Annotated in this window: 20 protein-coding genes; 2 read left to right on the forward strand and 18 right to left on the reverse strand. The window is 28.9% G+C overall.

The genetic code is table 11. The annotated features are described in order from the left end of the window. Positions 1-70: 70 nt before the first annotated feature. Positions 71-334 (forward strand): hypothetical protein, encoded by a 264-nt coding sequence (locus tag CDIF1296T_RS10880; protein ID WP_009897212.1) that lies wholly within the window; start codon positions 71-73, stop codon positions 332-334. A gap of 436 nt (positions 335-770) precedes the next feature. Here the strand turns inward: CDIF1296T_RS10880 and CDIF1296T_RS10885 are convergent, their stop codons facing one another. Beyond that, entirely contained in the window at positions 771-1148 is a 378-nt protein-coding gene (locus tag CDIF1296T_RS10885; RefSeq protein ID WP_003428999.1) for a BlaI/MecI/CopY family transcriptional regulator, read from the reverse strand. A gap of 340 nt (positions 1149-1488) precedes the next feature. Between CDIF1296T_RS10885 and CDIF1296T_RS10890 the strand changes: the two genes are divergently transcribed. Further along, on the forward strand, positions 1489-2601 hold the full coding sequence (locus CDIF1296T_RS10890; RefSeq protein ID WP_009893419.1) for a tyrosine-type recombinase/integrase: 1113 nt from the start codon (positions 1489-1491) through the stop codon (positions 2599-2601). A 207-nt stretch (positions 2602-2808) separates the two neighbouring features. On the opposite strand, the gene CDIF1296T_RS10895 is transcribed toward CDIF1296T_RS10890, so the two are convergent. The 17 genes from CDIF1296T_RS10895 to hydA all read right to left on the reverse strand — a co-directional run bounded on the left by CDIF1296T_RS10895 (position 2809) and on the right by hydA (position 25506). Continuing rightward, positions 2809-3285: a hypothetical protein gene (locus CDIF1296T_RS10895; RefSeq protein ID WP_003435120.1), complete on the reverse strand. Its 477-nt coding sequence runs from the start codon at positions 3283-3285 to the stop codon at positions 2809-2811. Positions 3286-3483: 198 nt separating this feature from the next. Beyond that, positions 3484-5109: an ABC-F family ATP-binding cassette domain-containing protein gene (locus CDIF1296T_RS10900; protein WP_003429004.1), complete on the reverse strand. Its 1626-nt coding sequence runs from the start codon at positions 5107-5109 to the stop codon at positions 3484-3486. Positions 5110-5446: 337 nt separating this feature from the next. Beyond that, positions 5447-6466: a molybdopterin-binding protein gene (locus CDIF1296T_RS10905; protein ID WP_003435117.1), complete on the reverse strand. Its 1020-nt coding sequence runs from the start codon at positions 6464-6466 to the stop codon at positions 5447-5449. Continuing rightward, positions 6463-7032, reverse strand: a complete 570-nt coding sequence (gene mocA / locus CDIF1296T_RS10910; RefSeq protein ID WP_009890188.1) for a molybdenum cofactor cytidylyltransferase — start codon at positions 7030-7032, stop codon at positions 6463-6465. Before mocA ends, CDIF1296T_RS10905 begins: the two co-directional genes overlap by 4 nt. 106 nt (positions 7033-7138) lie before the next feature. Beyond that, positions 7139-7861, reverse strand: a complete 723-nt coding sequence (gene yqeC / locus CDIF1296T_RS10915; protein ID WP_003435113.1) for a selenium cofactor biosynthesis protein YqeC — start codon at positions 7859-7861, stop codon at positions 7139-7141. Between the two features lie 182 nt (positions 7862-8043). Further along, the gene (locus tag CDIF1296T_RS10920; RefSeq protein ID WP_009897221.1) at positions 8044-9321 is read right to left on the reverse strand and encodes an RNA-guided endonuclease InsQ/TnpB family protein; all 1278 of its coding nucleotides are present in this window, start codon (positions 9319-9321) and stop codon (positions 8044-8046) included. Positions 9322-9459: 138 nt separating this feature from the next. Further along, on the reverse strand, positions 9460-11766 hold the full coding sequence (locus CDIF1296T_RS10925; RefSeq protein ID WP_003435106.1) for a xanthine dehydrogenase family protein molybdopterin-binding subunit: 2307 nt from the start codon (positions 11764-11766) through the stop codon (positions 9460-9462). Further along, complete coding sequence (locus tag CDIF1296T_RS10930) at positions 11759-12553, reverse strand: FAD binding domain-containing protein (protein ID WP_003435102.1); 795 nt, start codon at positions 12551-12553, stop codon at positions 11759-11761. The genes CDIF1296T_RS10925 and CDIF1296T_RS10930 overlap by 8 nt, the downstream gene beginning before the upstream one ends. A gap of 106 nt (positions 12554-12659) precedes the next feature. Next, positions 12660-14018 carry a uracil-xanthine permease family protein gene (locus tag CDIF1296T_RS10935; protein ID WP_003435100.1) on the reverse strand — a complete coding sequence of 453 codons (1359 nt, stop codon included), beginning with the start codon at positions 14016-14018 and terminating at the stop codon, positions 12660-12662. A 1347-nt stretch (positions 14019-15365) separates the two neighbouring features. Then, on the reverse strand, positions 15366-16409 hold the full coding sequence (locus CDIF1296T_RS10945; protein WP_225549840.1) for a hypothetical protein: 1044 nt from the start codon (positions 16407-16409) through the stop codon (positions 15366-15368). A 235-nt stretch (positions 16410-16644) separates the two neighbouring features. After that, complete coding sequence (locus CDIF1296T_RS10950; RefSeq protein ID WP_009897227.1) at positions 16645-17730, reverse strand: dihydroorotate dehydrogenase; 1086 nt, start codon at positions 17728-17730, stop codon at positions 16645-16647. A gap of 35 nt (positions 17731-17765) precedes the next feature. Then, entirely contained in the window at positions 17766-19079 is a 1314-nt protein-coding gene (locus CDIF1296T_RS10955) for an amidohydrolase family protein (protein ID WP_009897229.1), read from the reverse strand. Then, positions 19080-21371 carry a xanthine dehydrogenase family protein molybdopterin-binding subunit gene (locus CDIF1296T_RS10960; protein ID WP_003434362.1) on the reverse strand — a complete coding sequence of 764 codons (2292 nt, stop codon included), beginning with the start codon at positions 21369-21371 and terminating at the stop codon, positions 19080-19082. Continuing rightward, positions 21361-22155 carry an FAD binding domain-containing protein gene (locus tag CDIF1296T_RS10965; RefSeq protein ID WP_009890208.1) on the reverse strand — a complete coding sequence of 265 codons (795 nt, stop codon included), beginning with the start codon at positions 22153-22155 and terminating at the stop codon, positions 21361-21363. The genes CDIF1296T_RS10960 and CDIF1296T_RS10965 overlap by 11 nt, the downstream gene beginning before the upstream one ends. A 38-nt stretch (positions 22156-22193) precedes the next feature. After that, entirely contained in the window at positions 22194-22640 is a 447-nt protein-coding gene (locus tag CDIF1296T_RS10970) for a (2Fe-2S)-binding protein (protein WP_009890210.1), read from the reverse strand. Positions 22641-22711: 71 nt separating this feature from the next. Next, the gene (locus CDIF1296T_RS10975) at positions 22712-24118 is read right to left on the reverse strand and encodes an amidohydrolase family protein (protein WP_009890213.1); all 1407 of its coding nucleotides are present in this window, start codon (positions 24116-24118) and stop codon (positions 22712-22714) included. 17 nt (positions 24119-24135) lie between these two features. After that, positions 24136-25506 (reverse strand): dihydropyrimidinase, encoded by a 1371-nt coding sequence (gene hydA / locus CDIF1296T_RS10980; protein WP_009897232.1) that lies wholly within the window; start codon positions 25504-25506, stop codon positions 24136-24138. Positions 25507-25564 lie beyond the last annotated feature (58 nt).

A 25564-nucleotide genomic window follows, 5' to 3' on the forward strand; every position in this document is an offset into this window, starting at 1 on the left:
ATTCTATAATTTTAAAACATATTGAATTTATTTTTTTGAGATGATATAATTTTCTTAAGAGGTGGTTGATATGATAAAAAATACAAAACAAATTACAGTAGAAGTTAATGAAATTTTATTACAAGAAATGTCTAAGATAACTAATGACGAAAATAATATTTTGACAGATTTGATAAATGAATCAATTGTAAATTATATTCTTGAAAACAAAAAACATAATATTGAAAATAAAGATTTAGAAGAAGTGATTAAATTTTACAAAAAAGAAAATACTGAAAAACCTAAAAGTGCAGCAAGAGCTATAGCTGAAGCAAAAACTCATACTCTGTATTAATCAAATAAAAAAGTTCCTAAAAACTAGGAACTTTTTTATATTAATAATTATTAATATATCTCAATATTTATCTCAAATCTATCAATATAAGCATGTTTAATACAATCTATTGTATACTTATCTTACCCTAGAAATAATCAAAACAAAAATAAAATTATGCCCTTTATATCTAAAACAATTAATTTACATGATTAATATACAAAAATTCTGACTTTTAAATTCGTATACAATATCAAACTAAAATAATATTAATGACAAACCCAATATAAATTAAATTCAAACAGGTTTGATTTTACATCAAACTTATTGTATTAATATTAAATAACAAGACAAAAATATTTATAAAAATCACAAATTTTACATAAAACTTTATATTTGATTCATTTAACTAATTATTGTAAAAACTATTTATTTTATGATAATTAACTACACCAAATTATTCATCTTTTTTAATATCCTTAACCCATTTTTCAACAGAGTTCAATTCTTCTTCATTTACCCCCTTTTTGAACAAGGATTTCATAAAACTCTCAATAGAACTTCCATGCATATTATCTAAAAAAGTTTTTGTTTCAAAATGTAAATACTCTTCTTCTCCAATAAGAACTGTATAATGTGTATGTCTATCAATTTTTCTTGCACTTAAGAATTGCTTATTTACTAATCTTGATAAAAGTGTTAGTGTTGTAGTTTGCTTCCAATTATATAGTTTTTCCATAGCTTCAATGACATCTTTTGATGCTACTGTAAAATCTGAACTCCAAATAAATTTCATGACTTTTAATTCTGCTGGTGGTATCTTAGTAATAGTCATATGATTTTACACTCCTCTCAAACTTCTACATAATTAAATACTATATTAATAGACTTTTCGAGTCAAAGGTTTTATTTAAAATATCTCATCCAAATTTATTAATACAAAAAATTTATATTTTTATTCAAAATTAAACACACAATCTATTAATATAAAGATAAATATCTATTCTATAAGTATAACAGATTATCAAATTAAAATTCTAATATTTGACATAATATATACATTTTTTAAATAAATATATACAATGTATTAAAATGTATGCAACTCTATTTCAAAATTATTTTGTGATATATATATGTTATAATAAATGTATAAAATTTTGATTGGTGGGTTATATATGAATGCATTTATTAGAAAAAGAAATAAAAACTATGTTGTTTACCTGGAATTTGAAGATGAAAAGACAGGTAAAAGAAAACAAAAAAATATGGGTACTTTTGATAAAAAAAGGGAAGCAAGTAAAAGACTAAATGAGGTAAAAGAAAGCTTATATAATGATGGTTTTTTAGTACCAAGCGAAATTACAGTGTCAGAATTTCTATTAGATTTTCTAAATAAATATAGTGAAAATATATCTTTAGCTACATATAATAATTATGTTAGTATTTGTAAGAATTACATTAATCCATCTATTGGAAAATATAAAATACAAGACTTACATCCAGTTCACATACAAAACTACATAGATAAACTATCTTATAAACTAAATCCTCAATCAATTAAGATTCATATAAATATATTGAAACTTGCAATAAAAAGAGCTTATAGACTCAAATTAATAAAAGAAAATGTTATGGATAGTATAGAGGCTCCAAGATATAAAAAATTTAAAAATGAGATTTATGATAGAGAACAAATGATAAAATTATTAGATTTAGCAAAAAATACAGAAATGGAATTACCTATTAATTTGGCTATTGGATTAGGTCTTAGAATTTCAGAAGTTTTAGGTCTAACTTGGGATAATATTGATTTTGAAGAAAATACAATAACAGTAAATAAGATAACTTCCCGAATTAATGGTTCTGTTATTCTCAAAGAGCCAAAGACAGAAAGCTCTGTTAGAAAAATATCTTCTCCCAAAGAATTAATGTCTTTATTAAAAGAATATAAAATAAAACAGAATAAAAATTTATTAAAATCTTCCATTAGAAATAATAATAATTTGTTGTTTTTCAATAAGAAATGTGAACCTATTGCTGAAGATGTTATGAGTAAAAAATTTAAAAGATTTTTAGAAAAGAATGAATTACCTCATATTAGATTCCATGATTTAAGACACTCACATGTTACTTTACTTATAAATTCTAAAGTACCTATAAAGGTTATATCCGAGAGAGTAGGACACTCAAATATAAGTACTACTCTAAGCGTTTATTCTCATGTACTTAAAGAAATGGATAAAGAGGCTTCTGACAAAATTTCTGAAAGTTTATTTAATGCTAATTAATATTAATTTATCTTAGCTTTAAATTAGCTTAGCTTATTGAGATAGATTCATTAATATTAAATGTATCTATCTCAAATTAATAACTACTTAAATAATCTGTTTTATTTTAATTTATCGCCTCAGTTATTATACTTTTTTACGAAAAATTATACTTTACAATAAAAAAGATATTCCCTTATAGAAAATATCTTTTTAAATACTATATTATTATATACTTGCTAACATTGGAATATCTAACATCTTCTTCATTACATCATCTACTTTTTTTGCTTTATATTCATTGTATCCAATTAAATATCCTTTTTCATATGAACTTTTTAAAATCTCTTTTTCATATAAATTATCAGATTTGGCTTCTGTGACACTTAAATTATAAAGCCCTTTACACCCATCTTCATAACCTTTATTATACCCTTTTTCTGCAAAATAGTTTTTATGATTTTTTTCGTTATGTACTGAAGATATTGTTACTCCAGAATTTTCTTTTGTACTAGCATAAGGACAAAAACCTTTATTGTGTTGATGTGCTGAATGTCCTCCACAATAATAACGTGTTAACTCTGATTTATTTTTATTATGATGACCTCCTGATGAATTATGCCCTCCTGAGTGAGCATATGAAAAATTCCCTACACTAATCATAGCTAAACTAATTACTACAGCTACTAACCTTTTCTTAACCATAATCTATTCCCCCCAAAATGTTATATATTTTTATTATATCATCTACTATATTATATTTAAATTCTTAATATACAAAATATTACTCTATTCTGCTAATAAACATGTTTAAACAACATAAAAAACCTCCTAATATTTGATTAAAAATTTACACACTCATGCATAGCATGTCTCAAATATTAAAAGGTTTTATACTAATAATTATTTATCTTTTCCATACATTTTAGCTAATTGGTCTTGTATCTCTTTACTTTCTAAATACTCATCAAAGTCCATTTTTCTATCCATTATTCCATTTGGAGTTATCTCTATAATTCTATTTGCTATAGTAGATATAAATTCATGGTCATGAGAAGTAAATAAAAGCACTCCTGGGAACTTTTCAAGTCCTTTATTTACAGAAGTTATACTTTCTAGGTCTAAGTGGTTAGTAGGGTCATCTAATACAAGTACATTTGCATTTGAAAGCATTAGCTTACTAAGCATACATCTAACCTTTTCTCCTCCAGATATAACTTGAGCTTCTTTTAATGCTTCTTCACCTGAGAATAACATTCTACCTAAAAATCCTCTTATAAAACTTTCACTTTTTTCTTCAGAGAACTGTCTAAGCCAGTCAACCAAAGAATATTCTACTCCGTCAAAAAACTTATTATGATTTTTTGGAAGATAATCTTGAGAAGTAGTTACTCCCCATTTATACTCTCCACTGTCTGGTTCAAGTTCTCCCATAACTATGTTGAAAAGTGCAGTAGTAGCTATTTCATCTCCCATAAATACTACTTTATCATCTCTATCCAATCTAAATGACACATTATCAAGAACCTTAACCCCATCTATAGTTTTAGTTAAATTGTGTACTTCTAAAACTTCATTCCCAATTTCTCTTGCAGGTGTAAATCCTACATATGGATATCTTCTTCTTGATGGTTGTATATCTTCAACTTCTAATTTCTCTAACTGTTTCTTTCTTGATGTTGCTTGTTTAGCCTTTGAAGCATTAGAACTAAATCTAGCTATAAATTCCTTTAATTGAGCTATCTTTTCTTCAGTCTTTTTATTTTGGTCCTTAGCCAATTGTAAAGCCAATTGACTTGACTCATACCAGAAATCATAGTTTCCAACGTACATTTGTATTTTACCAAAATCTACATCAACTATATTAGTACATATTTGATTTAGGAAATGTCTATCATGTGATACTATTATAACTATAGATTCTTCTAAATCCATTATAAAATTATTTAACCAGTTTATTGATTTAAAATCTAAGTGGTTTGTAGGTTCGTCCATTAATAGTATTTCAGGCTTACCAAAAAGTGATTGTGCTAACAATACCTTAACCTTTTCCCCACCAACTAGTTCCTTCATTTGTTTGTAATGCATATCTTTCGTTATGCCAAGGCCCATAAGTATTTTCTCAGCATTAGTTTCTGCATCCCATCCGTCAAGCTCTGCAAACTCACCTTCAAGTTCGGCAGCTTTTATCCCATCTTCTTCATTAAAGTCTTCCTTCATATACAATGCATCTTTTTCTTTCATTATGTTCCAAAGTCTCTCATGACCTCTTATAACAACATTTAAAACAGTTTCTTCTTCATATTCAAAGTGGTCCTGTTTTAAAACTGACATTCTTTCTTTATCAGTTATAGATATACTACCTGTATTAGGCTCTATTTCTCCTGATAATATTTTTAAAAAAGTAGATTTTCCCGCACCATTAGCTCCTATTATTCCATAGCAATTACCTTTAGTGAATTTTAAGTTAACATCTTTAAATAGTTCCTTATCACCAAATCTAAGTCCAACACCTGTAACTTGTAACATTAATATATTTTCCTTTCTTTTTGCTCATAATTTATTTTATCATAAAACTTTGATAACATTTTTATTATATATTATCACGTAAATAGTATATTTTTTATACTAAATTTGTGAAATATTTATTAAAATAATACTAAAAATTGTAAATTTATAAAAATTAACAATCTCTTATATTATACTTATAAAGAAATCAAATTGCAACTTTATTCATTCTTTTACACATTGAAAATAAGTTATTATAATTTCTAAATAAATATGCTTTTCTTAAAACATCATTCTAGCTGTTTTGTTTCATATTTAAAAAGAGTACTTAATTTGTAAATACTCTTTTTTAATAACTTTATATTTTAGCAAAATTACATGCAGGATAAGTACATACATCACAGTTCATACAAAGGCCACCATGACCATATCTAGCTATATCATACTTATCAAGCTTTTCATCAATTAAAACCCTAGATAAAACTATATCAAATACTGTAGTTTTGTGATACATTGCGCATCCTGGTATACCCATAATTGGAACTTCTCCATAATAAGCAAGTAAAAACATAGCTCCTGGTAATATTGGTGAACCATATGTCACTAAATCAGCTCCAGTTTCTTTTATAGCTGTTGGTGTAACATCATCTGGGTCTACACTCATCCCACCAGTACAACAGATAAGTTCTGCTCCTTGACTTATAAATTCTTTTATTGCACTCTTTATAATCTCTTTATCATCTGGGCATATAGTCTGTCCTATAACTTCACAACCAAAGCCTTTTACTTTTTCTTCTATTACGGGTCCAAATTTATCAACAATTCTGCTATAAAACACTTCATTTCCTGTAGTAACAATTCCTACTTTCTTAGGTTTAAAAGGTACTACATTTACTATTTTTCTATTACCAACTACTTTTTTTGCATCTTCTAATTTTTTCTCATCTATAACCAAAGGTATCACTCTTGTTCCAGCTACTTTTAAACCTTTATTTACTATAAAATTATTATGAAGAGTAGCCATCATTATTTCTCCAACACAATTCAAATCAAAAAGTGCATCAACATCTATCTTTAATAGACCATCACATGCTGCTATAAAATCTATTTTCCCTTCTTTTATTTCACTAAAATCTAAATTTTCTCCAGCAGTTAGTTCTTTTAAAAACAATGCGCCTTCATTTTCATGAACCATTCCTTCTGACTTTTCCCATACATACAAATTATCTTTACCAAGAGATAATAACACTGGAATATCTTCTTCTTTTACTATGTGGCCTTTTTTAAATTTTCTTCCTTTAAATTCTCCAGGTATTATTTGAGTTATGTCGTGACATAAAACTTGTCCAACAGCATCTATAGTTTTTATTAGCTTCATAATTTACCCCCAATTCTCTCATAGTCCATTTTTGTATCGATATCAAATAACATTTCTTTAGGAACTTCTACATACTTTATTTTTGATGAATTTTTTAAAATGGTTTTACCTTTTTCATCTTCTTTAAGTGCCAACAATTCTTCTTTCTTGCTATATGGGAATATGACTGGATTTCCACACATATCTTTGTATCTTGGAATTACTATAAAATCTCTATCTAATTTAAAAGTATTTATAATTTTATCTATATATAAGTTATCAATAAATGGCTGGTCTCCTACAAAGAACATATAACCATCACATTTTGAGCTATTTAAAACTCCTAATTTTATAGATTCACTTTGACCTATATTTGCATTTTTATTATCTATATATTCAAAACCATATTTATTACACAATAACAAAACCTCTTCATATTGACTTACTACTACAACTTGATGAAAATCAATCTTGCTAACTTCTCTAAATACATGTTCTATTATAGAACAGCCTTTATAATTTAATAAAAGTTTATTTGCTCCCATTCTTCTGGCAAAGCCTGATGCCATTATCACTGCATTTATCATATATATCATCCTTGGTATTTATAATATATTGATAGTTCTATGATTTTTATAATATCTCTATTGATATTATCTATATATATAATATCATATAAACTATTTTAATACTTCAATATCTTACACAAAATTTTTGTTTTACACTTCCATAAAATATCTCTATTTCACTTTCATATTCTTTAATATTTTCTATTAATTTTATAGCTAAATTTTTATATTTTTCATTTTCAACTTTATTAATAAATAATACTCTTTTTCCAGAATAATTTTTAAATAATCCATTTGGATTTAATACTATATTTTTTAAGTTTTCAATACTTACTGTAGAACTACTATTAATACTACTTGTATCTAAATTTGCTATTTTTTTAAATATTTCTACTCTATGTATATTCTCTTCATTAATATTCATTCCAAATGATGTTATATCTAATATCCCTATGGTTTTTGTAGTTTTATGATATACTACTGGTTCTTTAGCATTCCAACCTTTAAGTTTTTTTCTCTTTGAGCCATCTCCCTCTATTAAAACTAAATCAAATTGGTCTACAATTTCATCCAAAATAGAGGAATCAATACTTACTAATTTATTTTCATTATTTATATAACTGCCACAGACTGTTATTCCATGACAAATAGATGGAATAACAGTTCCATCTATTGTAATAATTATATTGTCATAATCGTTTGGTACATATATTTTAGTTGTTGTTGTAAGGAGAACTTTCAATTTATCTCTATAAAAATTTGCAAAATAGTTTATAAGCGAAGTTTTTCCTCCTGCTCCAACTACAGTTATTATTTCATTCTTTTCTATTATATTTGATAGTTCCACACTTTCACCTCTTATAACCAGTTTTCTAATCTCTTAATTATTATAGTTAGACCTTTTTAGTAAAAGTGATTTTTGAAATTCCATAAACTCGAAAGTAAATAGATTCTGTTGTAAACAACAAGGCGGATCCAATTCGCCGCTAAGCTGTAAGCTTACGCTATCAGTTTATCTTTTAAATATAATTAAGATATTCTTACTCTCTGTGGTTGCTTTAATATTTGAGGATTATTCTGTAAATTAGATAAATTAACTACTTGTGATTTTTTTAGTATATTAAGACTCGCATTTACATCTGCATTTATAATGATTCCAACACTGGATTTGTACTGTCCACGCGTTATTCTTTCCCCTTTAAAGTCATATTTTTTAACATTGTCCACATTGATATCAGGTAGAAAATCATCAGCAAAAAAATCTGATTTACTAGTATAGCTTTCTTCTTGCCTAATAAAATTGATATTTTTTATTTTACACAGATATTCTAATTTTCCTTTTATCTCTCCAAATGGGATTCTTATAAAATTTCTATATATTTTTCTCTCCATATTATCACTTTTTTCTAACTTAGCATTATATCCTACAATTAAATTTCCAATATTATTTTTTACACAATAATCAATTATATAAAAACAGGTTTTATTTACATAGTCTTTAACTTGATTATTTCTCTTATTCCAAACTTTAAATTGTTTTCTTGTTATTGCAGTTATATTCTTTTTTAATTTTAAGGCTTCTATTTTATCATTCTGTTTGTTTGCCCACTGATTCACAGATTTTAGCCTTTTTCCATCTATGATAAAACTATCACCTAAATTGGTAACACATGTACATAAATTTTCTAAACCCAAGTCTATAGCTAGTGCATTTTTTTGATTTGAAACTTCCTCTGATTTTGGTATTTCATAACAATACTGAATTTCAAAGAACCTAGCTTTATGTTTAGGTATTATTCTTATTTCTTTAATTTTTTTCTCTAGTATATTTTGTGGAACTTTTATACTTACTTTCCCATATAGTTTTTTAAATGCTGGAGACATAGGTACATTTAAAATCCCATCTTCTTTGATTCTTATTTGACCTATTATTATGCTAAAAAATCCTTCTTTATCTAAATATTTAGGTGATTTTATCCCTCTAAAGTCATATTTTCCTTCTTTGGCTAATTTAATTAATCCAAAAAATGACCTAAACGAACTGTCTACTTCTTTTAATATTTGTTGCGCTATATTACTATTGAGAAGCTTATAGTTCTCATTTTCTTTGCATACATGATAATTAGCTTCATAGTTAAGATGTTCTCCTTGATTGAAATAATGCTGTCTTACATTATATGTACCAACATTATATAAGTTCTTAGCTAAGAAGCACATTTCTCGTAGAGCTTGATATTCTTTTTTAGTTAAGTTTTTTAATTGTTGTCTCTGAGTTCCATAGTGTATATTTTTTATTCTGTTTGACATGAACTCACCTCCTTTAGAATATACTCTACTAGACATTATATACGGTATTTTTACAAAACACCATATATAATGTCCATTTAATTACTTTATTTTACAAAATAATTTAAATTTACTTGCTTTTATACATCTTATTATTTATTATAATTGTTTATTATTATTTTTCATACCCATATAAACTTTTTCAAAAGTCATAGGAAGCTCTCTTAAACGAACTCCTGTAGCATTAAATATTGCATTTGCTATAGCTGGTGCTGGTGTATGTATAACTATTTCTCCTAATGATTTAGCACCATAAGGACCTCCTGGGTCGAAATTCTCAGCAAAATCTACCAATATATTTCCAACTTCTTTTTTTGTAGGAACTTTATACTGTAGGAAACTATCTGTTAATAATCTACCATCTTTATCAAATATAGGGTCTTCATACATTGCAAACCCTATACCCATCATCACACCACCTTCTACTTGTATTCTAGCTAAAGTTGGATTTATAACTGTTCCACAATCAGGTACACATGCAAAATTTATGACTTTATATTCGCCTGTATTTTTATCTAATTCTATCTCTGCAAATCCTGCTATAAATGGTTTTATTTTTTTCAACATGCCAAAAGATTCTGTTGCTTCCAAAACTACTGGTACATCATCACTAGCAAATCCTATTCCTCCAACAGATTCTCTACCCAATTCCTCTAATAGAACAAACTTGCTATTATCGTTTTTAACAAAAACCCTGTCTTTTCCCAACTCTAAATCTTCTTTTTTAAATCCTAGCTTTGACTCTGCAACTGAAAGTAATATATCTTTTAATTTATTTGCTGTCTTTATTGTTGCATTTCCTGTAACCGTTGTCGTACAAGAAGCAAATGCTCCTGTATCATAGGGACATAAGTCTGAATCACCTGTATAAATAGAAATTCTATCTACAGTAGTATTTAAAGCTTCCGCAGCAATTTGAGCTTGAATTGTATCAGCCCCTTGACCTAAGTCAGCAAGACCAGATAATAGTTTATATGTGCCATCTTCATCCATTCTTATAGTGACTGTTGCCATATCTACACGCGGTATACCAGAACCATGATTTGCTACTGCCATACCTACTGCTCTTACTTTGTTGTTTCCTATATCTTTACATGGATATTTATCATCCCAATTAATTAATTTCTTGCCCTTTTCTATACATTGTCTCAGCTCACAACTTAATATTTCGTCTTCAGCTGCTTTTCCATTGGTATACCTATCTATTATATTTTTAATTCTAAATTCAAGTGGATCCATTCCAATCTTATGTGCCAATTCATCAATAGCACTATCTATTGCAAATATTCCCTGTGTAGCACCATACCCTCTAAGTGCTCCTGCTGGTAACCTATTAGTATATACTGTTCTAGCATTAAATCTAACAGCATCAATATCATTATATATTGGTAAGGTATTGTGTCCAGATTCGGAAGAAACAGAGACACCATTCCCACCATAAGCACCTGTATTGTTTAATGACTTTAGCTCTATTGCTTTTAAATTTCCTTCTTTATCTGCACCAACTTTAACATCAAAAAACATTTCATGTCTACTATTAGAACCTACAAAAGTTTCACTTCTTGTAAATACAAATTTTGCTGGTCTACCAGTTTTCATAGTAACAAATGCAGTAAATATATCTGTTGCTGCTATATTCTTTCCTCCAAATCCACCACCTATTCTAGGTTTAATTACTCTTATTTTTGAAGATGGTATACCCAATACTTTTCTAAGTATTCTCTTTACATTGTGTGGTGATTGTAATGATGAAACTACAACAATTCTATCATTTATATCTTTATATGAATATGACCTATGAGTTTCCATCATGCAATGCGATTGACTTTGGGTTTTGTATGAAGATTCAACCACAAAATCACTTTCTTTAAGCTTAGCTTCAACATCTCCAAATTCAAAAAATTCTTTTGATACTATATTATTTTTTGCATCCAATCCAAAAGGGTATGGCTCTACTATGTCTTTTTCTGGATGTATAACAACTTCATTTCCTTCTGCTTCTCTTGCATCAAACACAGGCTTTAAAACCTCATAATCTACCTTTATCATTTTTAAGGCTTTAAGTGCCGTTTTCTCATCTTCAGCAGCCACTAAAGCTACTTCATCTCCAATAAATCTAACTGTATCTTCAAGTAAAACTCTATCATAAGGTGATGCTTCTGGTTCTGTTTGACCTGGCACACAATATCTGACCTGTGGTACATCTTTATACGTATAAATACCCACAACCCCTGGAATTTTTTCGGCTTTTGATGTATCTATATTCTTTATCTTAGCATGAGCATGTGGACTTCTAAGTAGTTTTAATGTCAAAACATCTTTATGCATAATGAGGTCTTCAGTATATAGAGGTTTTCCTGTGACAATTGCTGTACTATCTATCTTTCTTATCCCCTTATTAATCATTATACATTCCCTCCTCAATAGCATTATACATCCTTTTAACTAATGCACTTGCCATATCCTTTCTGTACTCTTTACTAGCTCTCATATTACTTCCATAAGTAAGTTCCTTACTAGCAACAATAGATGCCTTATCTATATCTTTTTCTTTATTTAATATATTACTCGCTTCAAGTGCTAATCTAGCTTTTTGAGGTCTTGCCCCAATTGCTATTTTGTAAGTATCATTTTCTTTTAGCATTGCTGAATTTAATACAGAAAAATCTCCTGTGCATTTTCTTATTGAGTCAAAAACAGCTATTGCATCTTTTTTTGGTAGTATTACTTCGACCAATATATCCCTACTTAATTCACTATCCAAAAACTCACTTAACTCTAGTATTCCTTTATTGTATAATCTCACCTTCGCTCCAACAACCAAAAGCGCTGGTATTAAGTCAGAAAAGCCATACTTTGAAAATACACTTGCACCAATTCTAGCCCCTTGTCTAAATTGAACACCAACTATATTAGAAACAGCGCTTGAAAGTATTCCACTACAGTAATTTTTTATAGTTTTATCAATTTCTAAACTTCTAAGTGAAGTATCTGCACCTATCAAAATATTTTTTTTATCCTCTTTTATATAATTTAGATTTATATCTTTTAAATCTATCGCTGTTCCTATATTTTTATTACTTAATTTTATAAATCCACATCCACCTAAAATAACATTATTTTTTTTAGAAATTAAAATTTTATATGCTTCTTCTAAACTCTGTGGAACTGAATATTCCTTTATAGTAACCATCTTATCCCCCCATCATTAACTTATTAAAACACAAAAGTTTTTAATAAATCTTTTATTTATATTTATAATTGTAGTATATTTAATTCACATATATTAAACCTTTACATTATAAACTTTTATTTTTATCCTCAACCTTATCACTTTTATTTCCAGGAAATTTTACCATATATAAAGCTTGAATTATTATGGCTACCATTGCTCCTGAAACTACACTTGAATCTGCAAGTAATGTCTCTATAAATTTTGGAAATTTTTCAAGAACTTGAGGAGCTACCATGAATCCAATACCAGAAGCCATAGAAAGACCTAATATCATGCTATTTTCTTGATTAAATCCATCCATACTAACAAGTCTTAAACCAGATGTTGTAAGAGTTGAAAATATAACGAGTGTTGCTCCTCCAACCACACAGGGAGGAATTGTTCTTATTAAATTAGCTAATAAAGGCGATATTCCTGCCAAAAATAATCCAATTCCTCCAATAGCTAGTACAAATTTACTTACAACCTTTGTATTGGAAACGATTGCAGAATTTTGTCCAAACATCCCCATTGGAGTTGCAGAAAATAATGCACCTATTGTAGAGAGTACTCCATTTCCTAAAACAGCAGAAGAAAGTTCTTCATCTGTTACTTGTCTATTAAGCCCTCCTACCGCAGAAAGTGTACAAGCACCCATTATATCAGCTATCTCAACTAAATATATTATTGAAAACATTACAACAACTTCAAGTCTTATATCTAGCCCAAAAGCAAGTGGTTTTGGAAGTGCAACCAAAGTAAACTCCTGAATTGAAGAAAAATTTACTATACCCAAAATTAATGATAAAATGTATCCAAAAATTATGCTAACTAATATTGATGCATCTTTAAATAATCCTTTTCCATACTTATTTAATCCTAATATCATAAGAGATACAGATATTCCAACTATAAAATTAATTGGATTCCCAAAAGTCTCATTGCCCATACCCCCAGCTAAGTTTTTTATAGCTATTGGAAAAAGTCCAAGACCCATACATGCAACTATTGTTCCTGATACAGCTGGAGTAAATATAAATCGTATTTTTTTAAGACCAAAACCAATTATAATTATTACTATACCAGCTATTATTTGAGAGCCAAATAATACTGGTAGTCCATACTTACTTGCAACAGATACCCCAGCTCCTATAAACATAGCTGTAGCTCCCATTATAACTGGTATTCCTCCTCCTAATTTAAAACCTTTAAACAAAGGTATTGGATATAATTGTAATAAAGTTGATAATCCTGCAAAAACTAATGCGGCTTGAATCAATAATGTTGACATCTTATGATTAAGTCCAGCTGCATTTGCAATCAATATCGCTGGTAAACAACTACCTATTACCATTGCCATTAAGTGTTGTAACCCTAAAGGTATTGCTTCCTTTAGTGGTGGTATTCCGTCTAATTCAAATTTTGATGTACTTTTTGCTTTCATAATAAAAACTCCCGTTACATAAAACTTATTGAATTATATAAATACTTAAAAATCTAATATATTAAATTAATGATGTTCATAAATATCAACTATACTCCAACATATATTTAAGTTTTTAGTCTTAAAAAACAGATGCAATAAATTTAATTATTAACAAATAAACGTATTCTTTAATTTTGTATACATTATATACCATGCTTTACAAATATAAGAGTATTATAGCTATGAATTTTTAATTTTTTATAGTAAATTTAATTCAATTTAAATCTTTCAATCTTAATCATTATAAGTTATAAGTTTTCATAAGTATTTACATGTTTCAAGTTTTAAACATTTACCTATAAACGCTACTTTATAGATGTCACTTCAAATCCAGTGACCTCATACTTTCATATGAGCGTAGACTATTTCTTCATCTTCAGCATTACCTGCTAAGAGCAACCCGTTTCCACTATCAATCGCTTATAGTGTACTCTCTCTCGAGATAGTCGTTTGACCTTCCTATTTCTAGGCTTGGCGACCAAATGTCCATTTTTAAGTACTTAGGCTCTCACCATATACCATCCTCACTATTGTTTCTGGTTTTCACCACATTCATAAAAGTTTCTTTCTATCTTTTATTGTAGTTGCAAGGCTTTAGGATTTACTGGTTTTAAAGTTGTGTCCTACATAGATTTCTCTATGTACGGGGCCAAAAGTACAATTTATTTAACATACTTTGCTTTACCCCCTGTAAATAATATTATTTACTCTTTCACTGTTTTTGTTATTAAATTAATTAAATATCAATTAATCTAAGCATAAAATAATTATTTAATTTAAACTCAAAATATTTATGAATATTTTATAATATAATTCTCATAAGACAGAAAAACTTAATAAGCTATGTATCTCAGTTGTACCAATGTACTCTCCTTTACTATATTTGTATCTGCAACATAAAATATACAAGTTTCTATCTATTTATAGATATATATATCTATAAGCAAAATAGTAATATTATTTTTAATAGTAAAAATTTTATTCATATTACTATTTATAATTTTTATAGAGCAATTTTAGTGCCAATATTTGCATACATTTGTATAGTATAAAATTTTTATGTTCTCATTGATAAAATTTTACTTATTTCAAGCGTTCTATTAGATTTTATCATCTAAATTTTAGGTTTTATTTTTATAAATTAATTGTATTTACATAAAAAAAAAGACCTAAAAACAAATTTTTAACGGTCTTTTCTCAATTTTTTATTTTCATTTCTAAAATTTATAATAAATAGTAAGAACACTATAAATTCTTTTATATAAAATTCTTAGTTTGTGGATGATAAATTAGTGAATTAAAATACTACTTTACTGATTTTAGTTTGACAATATCACTCCAATTTTTACTAGTGGCTAACTCTACTAAATTTAAGTCTCTTCTTATTTCAGCTATATCCTCTTTTATAGAATTAGTGTCACCTTTTATATATGCTATGTTATGTTCTATATTATCATGAGTAGCTTTATTTATTTCAGAATTATGTAATAAACTTCCTAAAATATTATTCTGTTCTATCTGTATCTCTTTCATTGATTTATCTTCACATTCTAGACTATCAATCTTAATTTCAATTCCATATAATTTTTCATTTGCTATGGATACCTCGTCCTTAATTCCATTCATATCTTCATTAATGTTATTTATTTTATTTTGCATAAAGTTTACTTCTGATTTAACTTCGGAAACATCTTCTTTCATTACAGTTATTTCTTGTCTCACTTCTGACATGTCTTTTTTCATTACATTTATCTCTTGTTTTACCTCTGATGTATCTTCTTTCATTACAGTCATTTCTTGTCTTACTTCGGACATATCTTCTTTCATTATATTTATCTCTTGTCTTACTTCGGACATATCTTCTTTTAATACATTTATCTCCTGTTTTACTTCCGACATATCTTCTTTCATTACAGTCATTTCTTGTCTTACTTCCGACATATCCTCTTTCATTGTATTTATCTCTTGTCTTACCTCGGACATATCCTCTTTCATTATATTTATCTCTTGTCTTACCTCGGACATATCTTCTTTCATTACAATCATTTCCTGTTTTACTTCTGACATATCTCCTTTTAATACATTTATTTCCTGTTTTACTTCCGACATATCTTCTTTCATTACAGTCATTTCTTGTTTCATTTCCGACATATCTTCTTTTAATACATTTATTTCCTGTTTTACTTCCGACATGTCTTCTTTCATTACAGTCATTTCTTGTTTTACTTCCGACATATCTTCTTTTAACACATTTATTTCTTGTTTTACTTCCGACATATCATTTTTTATGCTAACTACATCTTCATTTATAGTATATAATAACTCTAAAATCTTCTCTTGCACTTGCATCACCATCCCTATTAATTATTATAACATTTTACACAAATGCTATACAATGTTAACATATATATCAGAATTATTAAAATTTTAATTAAACAAAATTGATTCACTTTATTACTTCAAAACTAATTAATATCTAAAATAACTACAAATAAACAAAAATAAGGTCAACAACAAAAAAGGCTTATCTCTTTGAGATAGCCTTTCTTATTTTTATTTAAAACTTTGTTTTTTATAAAATAATCTATACATTCAGCTCTGAACATGAAATTTTTCTTCCAAGTGCTTTTGGTTTACAAACTGATATACAAAGTCCACAATATCTACACTCTTCTTCATTCAATTCCATCTTATCATTCAATTTTCTCGCTTGATATGCACAAACTCTCTCGCACATCTTACATTTAGTACATTTTTCTTCATCATAAGTAAACTCAAAGCTAAGTCTTTCATTAACATCTCCCATATGATTATGTACTATACCACAAGCATTTTCTATAGTATTATATCCTAATCTATTAAGATTAGATTTTAAATCATCATGTATTTTAGATATTACTTGTGCACCTTTTAAAATTACTACTGAACATATACCAACAAAGTCAGCACCTGCCATAATCATTTCTAAGGCATCATCTCCACTTACACATCCACCTAAGCCAATTATTGGTATATTAACTTGTTTTTTTATTTCATATATTCTCTGTAAAGTTATTGGCTTGATAGTTTCTCCACTTAAATATCCTATTCCATTTCCACCTAATAAAGGTTGCCCTGTTTCTATGTCTATTCTAAATGCTGGTCCTACAGAGTCACAAGCAGTTATTGCATCTGCTCCTGCTTCTTCTAATTTTTTAGCAAAATCGCCTATCTCATCTATCATAGGAGGAAGTTTAACTATTACAGGTATATTTACTCTTTCCTTTGCATCTTTAAGCATTGGTATCAAATCTCTATAGTCATAAGATACTAATTCAATAAAGTCAGCTCCTGCATTTGCAACTTTCTCTACTAATTCGCTACTTTCTTCAATTGTATGACCTATTGAAGCTATACAGACAGTCCCATCTCTTTTCATTTGTGGTATTTCAAAATCTATCCATTGCTCTGGCTCAAAATCTGTCCATTTTTCATTATTTAAAAGAGCATTAGCTGTATTTCTAACCATATGTGGTGCTGGATTTATAGCTCTTTCTTTTCTTATAGTCTTAGTCACAACTGCCCCTGCTCCTGCATCACTTAATATCTTGCATCCAGCTGCACTATATGTTAATGGTCCTGAACCTATTATAAGTGGTGATTTTAATTCTTTACCTAAAAAATTATACATTATCTGCTTCCCCTTTTCATATATATTTACATTCGTTAAAATTTCCAAAATTCACAAGCAACTTCTTTCATTTCTTTAACAATAGCTTTTTTATCTAAATCAACTAACTGTTTTTCTTTTAAAATATGTCTACCATCTATGTATACATTTGATATAAATTCTTTTTTACCCTGAACTACTATCTGGTCAAATATATTATCAAGAGTCACAGGAGTTTTAAATTCATCTTCCATAACTATTATATCAGCCTTATTACCAACTGCTATTTTACCAGAATTTTGAAGTCCTAATACATAAGCACCATGCTCTGTTGCCATTCTAAATACTAAATTTGCTGGCATTACTGATGCATCTTCTTCAACTGATTTATGCATTAAAAATGCACCTCTCATAACTTCAAAAAAATCATTTATATATCCATCAGTACCCAGTGCCACTTTTATGCCTTTTTTAATCATTTTTGGTACTGGAGAAAAACCTCCACCTACTTCACAGTTACTAAGAGGCATATGAACCACTTTTACGCCTTTTTCTTTTAATATATCTATTTCTTCATCATTTACTTTTACACACTGAGATGCTAATACAGTTTCATCCAATATATCTAAATCATTATAGTAGTCAACTGCTTTTTTGCCAAAGTGTTTTTCAGCATAGTTTGGCTCATATATACTCTCACATAAATGAAATTGCATTGGTGCATTTAATTTTTTTGCATCTTCTTTAGCTTTCTTAATAAATCTATCAGAACATGTGAAGCTTGTATGTGTACACATTATTCCATTTATTAATTTACTATTTTCTCTACTCCACTTTATTAAATTAGAATTTTCATCTAAACATCTAAGTCCATTTTCAAAGCTTATTCTTTCACAACTTTCTAAGGATAAAATCGCTTTCATGCCTATTTCTTCTAGTATTTTTCCTTGCTCAATTAAAGTTCCTTCTTCTGTATTTGGAGCTTCTAGGGTATCACAAAAAGCTACCACACCAGATTCTATAAGTTCTATTGCTGATGCTTTAGTTGTTGCCTTCACTTCTTTTAATCCAATTCTATTTTCTATAAATGGCCACCAATAGTCATTTAAAAAACCTTCAAAGTCAGTAAAATGTACATTTGCCGGTATTCCCCTAGAAAGAACTCCATATTGATGCATATGACCATTGACGAATCCTGGCATTATTATAGCATCTGATTTATCTATTATTTCTTCAATATTTTTATATTTTATTTCAACTTCTTCATTTGGCAATATATCTTTTATAATGTCATTTTCTACTACAACAGCAGAATTTGTATATATTTCATCAGCAGAAGATATTAAGTATTTACTTTTAATAGCAATCATTTATTTACCTCCCTGATTTAATTTTTTCATGGCCATATAAACTTTCTCAGAAGTTATAGGAAGTTCTCTTATACGAACTCCTGTGGCATTGTATATTGCATTTGCTATTGCTGGTGCAGGTGTATGAATAACTATCTCTCCTAAAGATTTAGCTCCATATGGACCTGTTGGCTCATAATTATCTACAAAATCAACAATTATGTTTCCTATATCTTTTTTTGTTGGAACTTTGTATTGTAATAGATTAGAAGTTTGAAGCTTTCCATCAGAACCATGTCTAGGGTCTTCATACATTGCAAGCCCTATACCTTGAGTTACACCACCTTCAACTTGTATTCTAGCAAGTGCAGGATTCATAACGGTACCACAATCTGTAGAACAAGCATAATTTATTACTTTAAACTCCCCTGTTGTTTTATCTAACTCTATTTCAGCAAATCCTGCTAAGAATGGTTTAGCACTCTCTTGTATACCATAAGATTCAGATGAATATAAAACTTCTTGATTTCCACCACCAACAGATTCTTTTCCTAATTCACTTAACAAAACAAACTTCTCTACATCTTCACTATAACAAACTCTGTCTTCATATAGTATTAAATCATCTATTGGTAAATCGAGTTTCTTCTGTGCTACTTTTAATATCTTTTGTTTTAAACTTTCAGCAGATTTTATTGTAGCATTTCCAGTTACATAAGTAGTACAAGAAGCGTATGCACCAGTATCATATGGACACATATCTGTATCTCCTGTATAAACGGAAATTCTATCAATAGATGTATTCAATGCTTTTGCAGCTATTTGTGCAAGTATTGTGTCAGAACCAGTTCCTAAGTCTGAAGACCCAGAAAACAACTTATAAGTTCCATCTTCATCCATCCTCATATTTACTATTGCCATGTCTATGTTGGCTATACCAGAACCATGAGTTCCCACAGACATTCCAACAGCCCTCACCTTATTGTTGCCAATATCCCTAACAGGGTACTTTTCATCCCATCCAATAAGTTTTTTACCTCTAATTATACATTCATCAAGTGCACAACTTCTTATTGGAAAATTCATTATTCCGCCTTCAGTTTGTTTTTTTATAATATTCTTTAACTTTATTTCTGTTGGGTCCATATTAAGTTTATGCGCTAATTCATCAATTGCACAATCAAGTGCAAATGTACCTTGTGTTGCTCCATATCCTCTTAATGCTCCTCCTGGAACTAAATTAGTATATACAGTTCTCCCATCAAATTTTATTGCAGGTACATTATTATATGTTGGAAGTACATTATGACCTGATTCAGAGCAAACTGAAGGTCCATTATCACCATAAGCGCCTGTATTGTTCAATGCTTTCATATCTATAGCTTTTATGTTTCCTTCTTTATCTGCCCCAATTTTTATATCAAAAAACATCTGATGTCTAGTATTAGTCATTGCAAAAGTTTCTTCTCTAGTATAAATTAGTTTTGCTGGTCTTTTTGTCATCCAAGTTACAAATGATGCATATATCTCTGTTACAGCTATGTTTTTTCCACCAAAACCTCCACCTATTCTTGGTTTTATTACTCTCACTTTTGAAAGAGGTATTCCCAGTGCTTTAGAAACCTGTCTTCTCATATGATAAGCTGATTGGTTTGCAGAAGTTACTACTAATCTGCCATTCGTATCTATATACGTATAAGCTCTATGAGTTTCCATCATACAATGGGCTTGTGATTGAGTCATATAAGAATGTTCTACTATTACATCACTTTCTTTAAACTCTTTTTCTACATCCCCTTTACCCATTTTTTCTCTCGATACAATATTTTTTGTAGCATCCAATCCAAAATCAAATGGACAAAACAAATCATCTTCTTCATGGATTAAAATTTTATTTCCTTCCGATTCTCTTGCATCCAATATAGGAGTCATTACTTCATATTCAACTTTTATAAGTTTCATAGCTTTAATAGCAGCCCTTTCATCTTCAGCGGCTATTATAGCAACTTCATCTCCTACATATCTAACTACGTCTTCAAGTATTAATTGGTCATGAGGTGATGCTTCTGGATATGACTCTCCAACCATTGAATATCTATAATTTGGAACATCTTTGTAAGTGAATATGTTTACTACACCTTTTACCTTTAATGCATTTTTTATATCTATGTTTTTTATCTTCGCAAAAGCATGTGGACTTCTAAGAAGCTTAATTGTTAAAACATCTTTATGAAAAATTAAATCTTCTGTATATATTGGTTTTCCAGTAACAATGGCTTCACTATCTATTTTTCTTACCTCTTTATTTACCATCACACTCACCTCCAATACTATTATACATTCTCACTACTAAGGCTTTTGCCATATCTTTTCTGTATTCTTTACTTCCTCTTATATTACTTCCAAATGAAAGTTCTTCACTTGATACTTCACCAGCTTTTTCTATATCATTTTCTAAACTTAATATTTCACTTGCTTTATAGGCAATTTTTGCTCTTCTTGGTCTAGCGCCTATTGCAATTTTATAAATACTTCCTTCTTTTAACATTGCTCCATTTAATACTGCAAAATCACCTGTACATTTTCTTATAGAATCAAATACACCTATAGCATCTTTTTTAGGTAATATAACTTCTATTAATATATCTTTTTCAAGCTCACTTTCTAAAAAATCAGCTAAGTTCATAACCCCTTTTTTATATAACTTAACCTTTGCATCTACCACTAGTAATGAAGGTATTAAATCTGAAAATCCATACTTAGCAAATACGCTAGCTCCTACTCTAGCTCCACTTCTAAATTGAACTCCTACTATATTAGAAACAGCGTTTGAAATTACCCCATTACAGTAATTTTTAATAACCTTATTTAATTCTAAAGTTCTTAAACTTGTGTCTGCTCCAATTAATATGCTATCATCAGTTTCATTTATATAATCTAAAGCTAAGTCTTTTAAATCTATTGCTGAGCCAATATTTTTACTACCTAGTTTTAAAAATCCACATCCTCCAAGTATTATGTTGTTTTTTCTTGATATTAGCAGTTCATAAGCTTCATCTAAACTTTTTGGAACTACATATTCCTTTATAGTTATCATACTCTCTCCCCATATCAACTTAATTTTCACTTAAAAGTCTAAGTGTTTAAATATTTATGTATTGCTCTTAATTGACCTTTATATCCTGTACATCTACAAAGGTTACCATTTACATAATCTATAACTTCTTCTTCTGTTGGATTTTGAAGCTCTCTTTTCATTGCCAAAACCATCATTATAAATCCAGGAGCACAAAATCCACACTGGTCAGCCCCTTCGTCTGCAAGAAAATCTCCAAACTTCTTTGCTTCATCCAAGACACCCTCAAGTGTTGTAATATGCTGACCGTCTACTCTAGCAGTAAGATAATTACATGAAAGCACGGCCTTGTCATTTACCATCACTGTACATAACCCACATGAGCCTGTATCACACCCTTTTTTAACACTTACATATCCATTTTCTCTTAATGTATCTGCTAAAAAATCATCTGGTCTTATACTTAATTCTTTTTCTTTATTATTTATGGTACATTTGATAATCAAATAAATCACCTCAAAACTCATATTTTTAAGCTAAAGTTTTACTATACTTTTCTATGAATAAATTACATTTATTAATAAAGGCTATTCCATTTATGACCTTCCATTCTATTTTTTATAGTTCCTCTTACACAAAGTCTCTCAGCTGTATCTTGAGCATCTTTTAATGCTTTCTCTTCATTAGCTGTCAATATTTTTGAATCTTCCATTATTATATTTCCATCTACTATAACACTCTCTATATTTTTCATACTAGAAGAATATACTAATGTAGATACCGGATTATGCATAGGTATCGCTTTTGGTGAAAGCATTGGATTAAATATTAGTAAGTCTGCTTTTTTACCTATCTCCAATGAACCTATCTCATCTTCCATTCCAATAGCTCTTGCTCCATCTATAGTTGCCAACTCAAGAACTTTTTCTGCTGACATTGCTAATGGGTCACACTTATTAACTTTATGTTGAAGTGCTGTTAATTTCATAAGTTCAAGCATATCTTGAGAGTTATTACTAGCGGCTCCATCTACTCCTAAACTAACTGTTATTCCTTTTTTAAGCATTTCTGGTACTGGTGCAACACCTGAAGATAAGTACATATTACTTGCTGTATTATGAGACACTTTCATATCGTATTTTTTAGTAAGTTCCATATCTTTTTCAGTTAGATACACACAATGTACCATAAGCACATTTGGTCCAAGTATTCCTAATTTTTCTAAAACATCTATGTCATATTGCCCATGCAATTCTTTTGCTGCTTCTCTATCAAAAGGAGTCTCTGATATATGTACTGTAAATAAAGCATCATCATATTCTTTTACTACTCTCCATAGCATTTCAAGCATTTCTTGAGAATTTGACCATATTGCTGCAGGAGCTACTCCTATTTTGATTCTTCCATTTTCTGTATTATGGTGTTTTTCAAACAATCTTCTTACATCTTTTTCAACCGTTTCTACATCTTGCATTATTCCAGGATGAACTCCAAATTGAGCTCCTGTATTCATACATCCTCTTCCAAGTATTCCTCTTATTCCTAATTCTTTATAAGCATCTATTATTCCATCACAAAGACCTGGCTTACTATGAGGATACATGTAGTCAACCATTGTTGTTATACCACTTCTAAGTCCTTCAATACATCCAAGCATTGCAGCATCATAAGTATCTTTTGGCTCTAAATAGTTAGCTGCTGGAAATGTCATAGTTTCTAACCAGTCTTTAAGTACCATATCATCTCCCAATCCTTTTAATAAAGTTTGGAATAAATGATTATGTGTATTTATAAAACCTGGGAATAAAACTTTACCTTTAGCATCTATAATTTTTTTAACATCAGTATATTTACTTTCTATCTCTTTAGAATTTCCAATATCAGCAATCTTGTTATCTTTTACTACTAATGCCCCATCAAAAATAACTTCTCTCTCTTTATTCACAGTTACTATTATGGCATTCTTAATAAGTATATCCATCATTCTTATTTCCCCCCGCATTATTTAGTAATTTTTCTTTTAATATATTGACCTGTTGGATGTTCTTTAACATTACAACTTTGTACTACATGATTTCCTCTCAAAAATACATCTTCAACTTTACATTTAACCTTAAATCCTTCATATGGAGTATAATCTACATTTTGTTTTTGAGTTTTATAACTAATTGTTTCTTCTTTATTGATATTTAAAATGACTATATCTGCATCACTTCCTACAGCTATCTCACCTTTTTTAGGATACATTCCAAATATTTTTGCAGCATTCGTAGAAGTAACTTCCACAAACTTATTTACACTTATTCTATTTTCTAAGACCCCATATGTATATAAAAGTGCTAACCTATGTTCAACACCAGGTGCTCCATTTGGTATCTTACTGAAATCATCAATTCCCAAGTCTTTTTGCCCCTTAAAATTAAATGAACAGTGGTCTGTGCCAACTGTTTGAATATCTCCACTAGACAATCCTTCCCAAAGGTAATTTATGTCTTCTTTTTTTCTTAAAGGAGGAGACATTACATACTTAGCACCCTCAAATTTATCCTTATTATATAAATTGTCTTCTAATAATAGATACTGTGGGCATGTTTCTACTATCATATCTATATTTTTTTCTCTAGCCATTTTTACAGTTTCAAGTGACTCCCTACAACTTAAGTGGACTACATAGGATTTTGAATTAGATAATTTAGTTATATCAGCAAGTCTTGAAACAGACTCTTTCTCAACTATGTTAGGTCTTGTAAGTGGATGATATTTTGGCTCTAAATTACCATTTTGTATATTTTCTTCTATCAATACATCTAGTAAATCCCCATTTTCACAATGAAATCCAACTATACAACCTAAATCCCTTGCTTTCTTTAAAACCCTGTATATTGTTCCATCATCTACTTTCATGCCATCATATGCCATATACATCTTAAAAGATACTATCCCATCTGAAATAAGTTTTTCCATATGATTAAATGTATCTTTATTTAAACATGTAATTGTCATATGAAAACCATAATCACAATAACAATTTCCACTTGCTTTTTTATGATATGCTTCTACACCTTGCAGTAGGTTTTCCCCCTCATTGGCTTCTGCAAAATCTAGTATTGTAGTAGTTCCTCCAGCTATAGCTGCTCTTGTTCCTGTTTCAAAATTATCTGCAGTTGTAATAGAACCTGCATTCATATCAAAATGAGTATGTGTGTCTATTCCACCAGGAATTACAATTTTACCTGTAGCATCAATAACCTTATCACCATTTATTTCTAAGTTATTTCCTATTTCAACTATCTTTTCATCTTCTATCCTTAAATCACTTATATAAGTCTTATCAGAGGTAATTATAGTTCCACCTCTTAGTATTGTTCCCATATATACCTCCTAACTTTTAAGCTTTAAAGTATTTTCTAAGTATTGTAAAACTTTATTT

Origin of the sequence: Clostridioides difficile ATCC 9689 = DSM 1296 (assembly GCF_001077535.1) — a bacterium.
In the GTDB taxonomy this organism is placed as follows: Bacteria; Bacillota; Clostridia; order Peptostreptococcales; family Peptostreptococcaceae; genus Clostridioides; species Clostridioides difficile.

Bases quoted from the DNA above. Each gene is read 5' to 3' on its own strand.
- CDIF1296T_RS10880 (WP_009897212.1), top strand. From the start codon at position 71: ATGATAAAAAATACAAAACAAATTACAGTAGAAGTTAATGAAATTTTA.
- CDIF1296T_RS10885 (WP_003428999.1), bottom strand. From the start codon at position 1,148: ATGACTATTACTAAGATACCACCAGCAGAATTAAAAGTCATGAAATTT.
- CDIF1296T_RS10890 (WP_009893419.1), top strand. From the start codon at position 1,489: ATGAATGCATTTATTAGAAAAAGAAATAAAAACTATGTTGTTTACCTG.
- CDIF1296T_RS10895 (WP_003435120.1), bottom strand. From the start codon at position 3,285: ATGGTTAAGAAAAGGTTAGTAGCTGTAGTAATTAGTTTAGCTATGATT.
- CDIF1296T_RS10900 (WP_003429004.1), bottom strand. From the start codon at position 5,109: ATGTTACAAGTTACAGGTGTTGGACTTAGATTTGGTGATAAGGAACTA.
- CDIF1296T_RS10905 (WP_003435117.1), bottom strand. From the start codon at position 6,466: ATGAAGCTAATAAAAACTATAGATGCTGTTGGACAAGTTTTATGTCAC.
- mocA (WP_009890188.1), bottom strand. From the start codon at position 7,032: ATGATAAATGCAGTGATAATGGCATCAGGCTTTGCCAGAAGAATGGGA.
- CDIF1296T_RS10920 (WP_009897221.1), bottom strand. From the start codon at position 9,321: ATGTCAAACAGAATAAAAAATATACACTATGGAACTCAGAGACAACAA.
- CDIF1296T_RS10925 (WP_003435106.1), bottom strand. From the start codon at position 11,766: ATGATTAATAAGGGGATAAGAAAGATAGATAGTACAGCAATTGTCACA.
- CDIF1296T_RS10930 (WP_003435102.1), bottom strand. From the start codon at position 12,553: ATGGTTACTATAAAGGAATATTCAGTTCCACAGAGTTTAGAAGAAGCA.
- CDIF1296T_RS10935 (WP_003435100.1), bottom strand. From the start codon at position 14,018: ATGAAAGCAAAAAGTACATCAAAATTTGAATTAGACGGAATACCACCA.
- CDIF1296T_RS10945 (WP_225549840.1), bottom strand. From the start codon at position 16,409: ATGCAAGTGCAAGAGAAGATTTTAGAGTTATTATATACTATAAATGAA.
- CDIF1296T_RS10950 (WP_009897227.1), bottom strand. From the start codon at position 17,730: ATGTATAATTTTTTAGGTAAAGAATTAAAATCACCACTTATAATAGGT.
- CDIF1296T_RS10955 (WP_009897229.1), bottom strand. From the start codon at position 19,079: ATGATTGCTATTAAAAGTAAATACTTAATATCTTCTGCTGATGAAATA.
- CDIF1296T_RS10960 (WP_003434362.1), bottom strand. From the start codon at position 21,371: ATGGTAAATAAAGAGGTAAGAAAAATAGATAGTGAAGCCATTGTTACT.
- CDIF1296T_RS10965 (WP_009890208.1), bottom strand. From the start codon at position 22,155: ATGATAACTATAAAGGAATATGTAGTTCCAAAAAGTTTAGATGAAGCT.
- CDIF1296T_RS10975 (WP_009890213.1), bottom strand. From the start codon at position 24,118: ATGATGGATATACTTATTAAGAATGCCATAATAGTAACTGTGAATAAA.
- hydA (WP_009897232.1), bottom strand. From the start codon at position 25,506: ATGGGAACAATACTAAGAGGTGGAACTATAATTACCTCTGATAAGACT.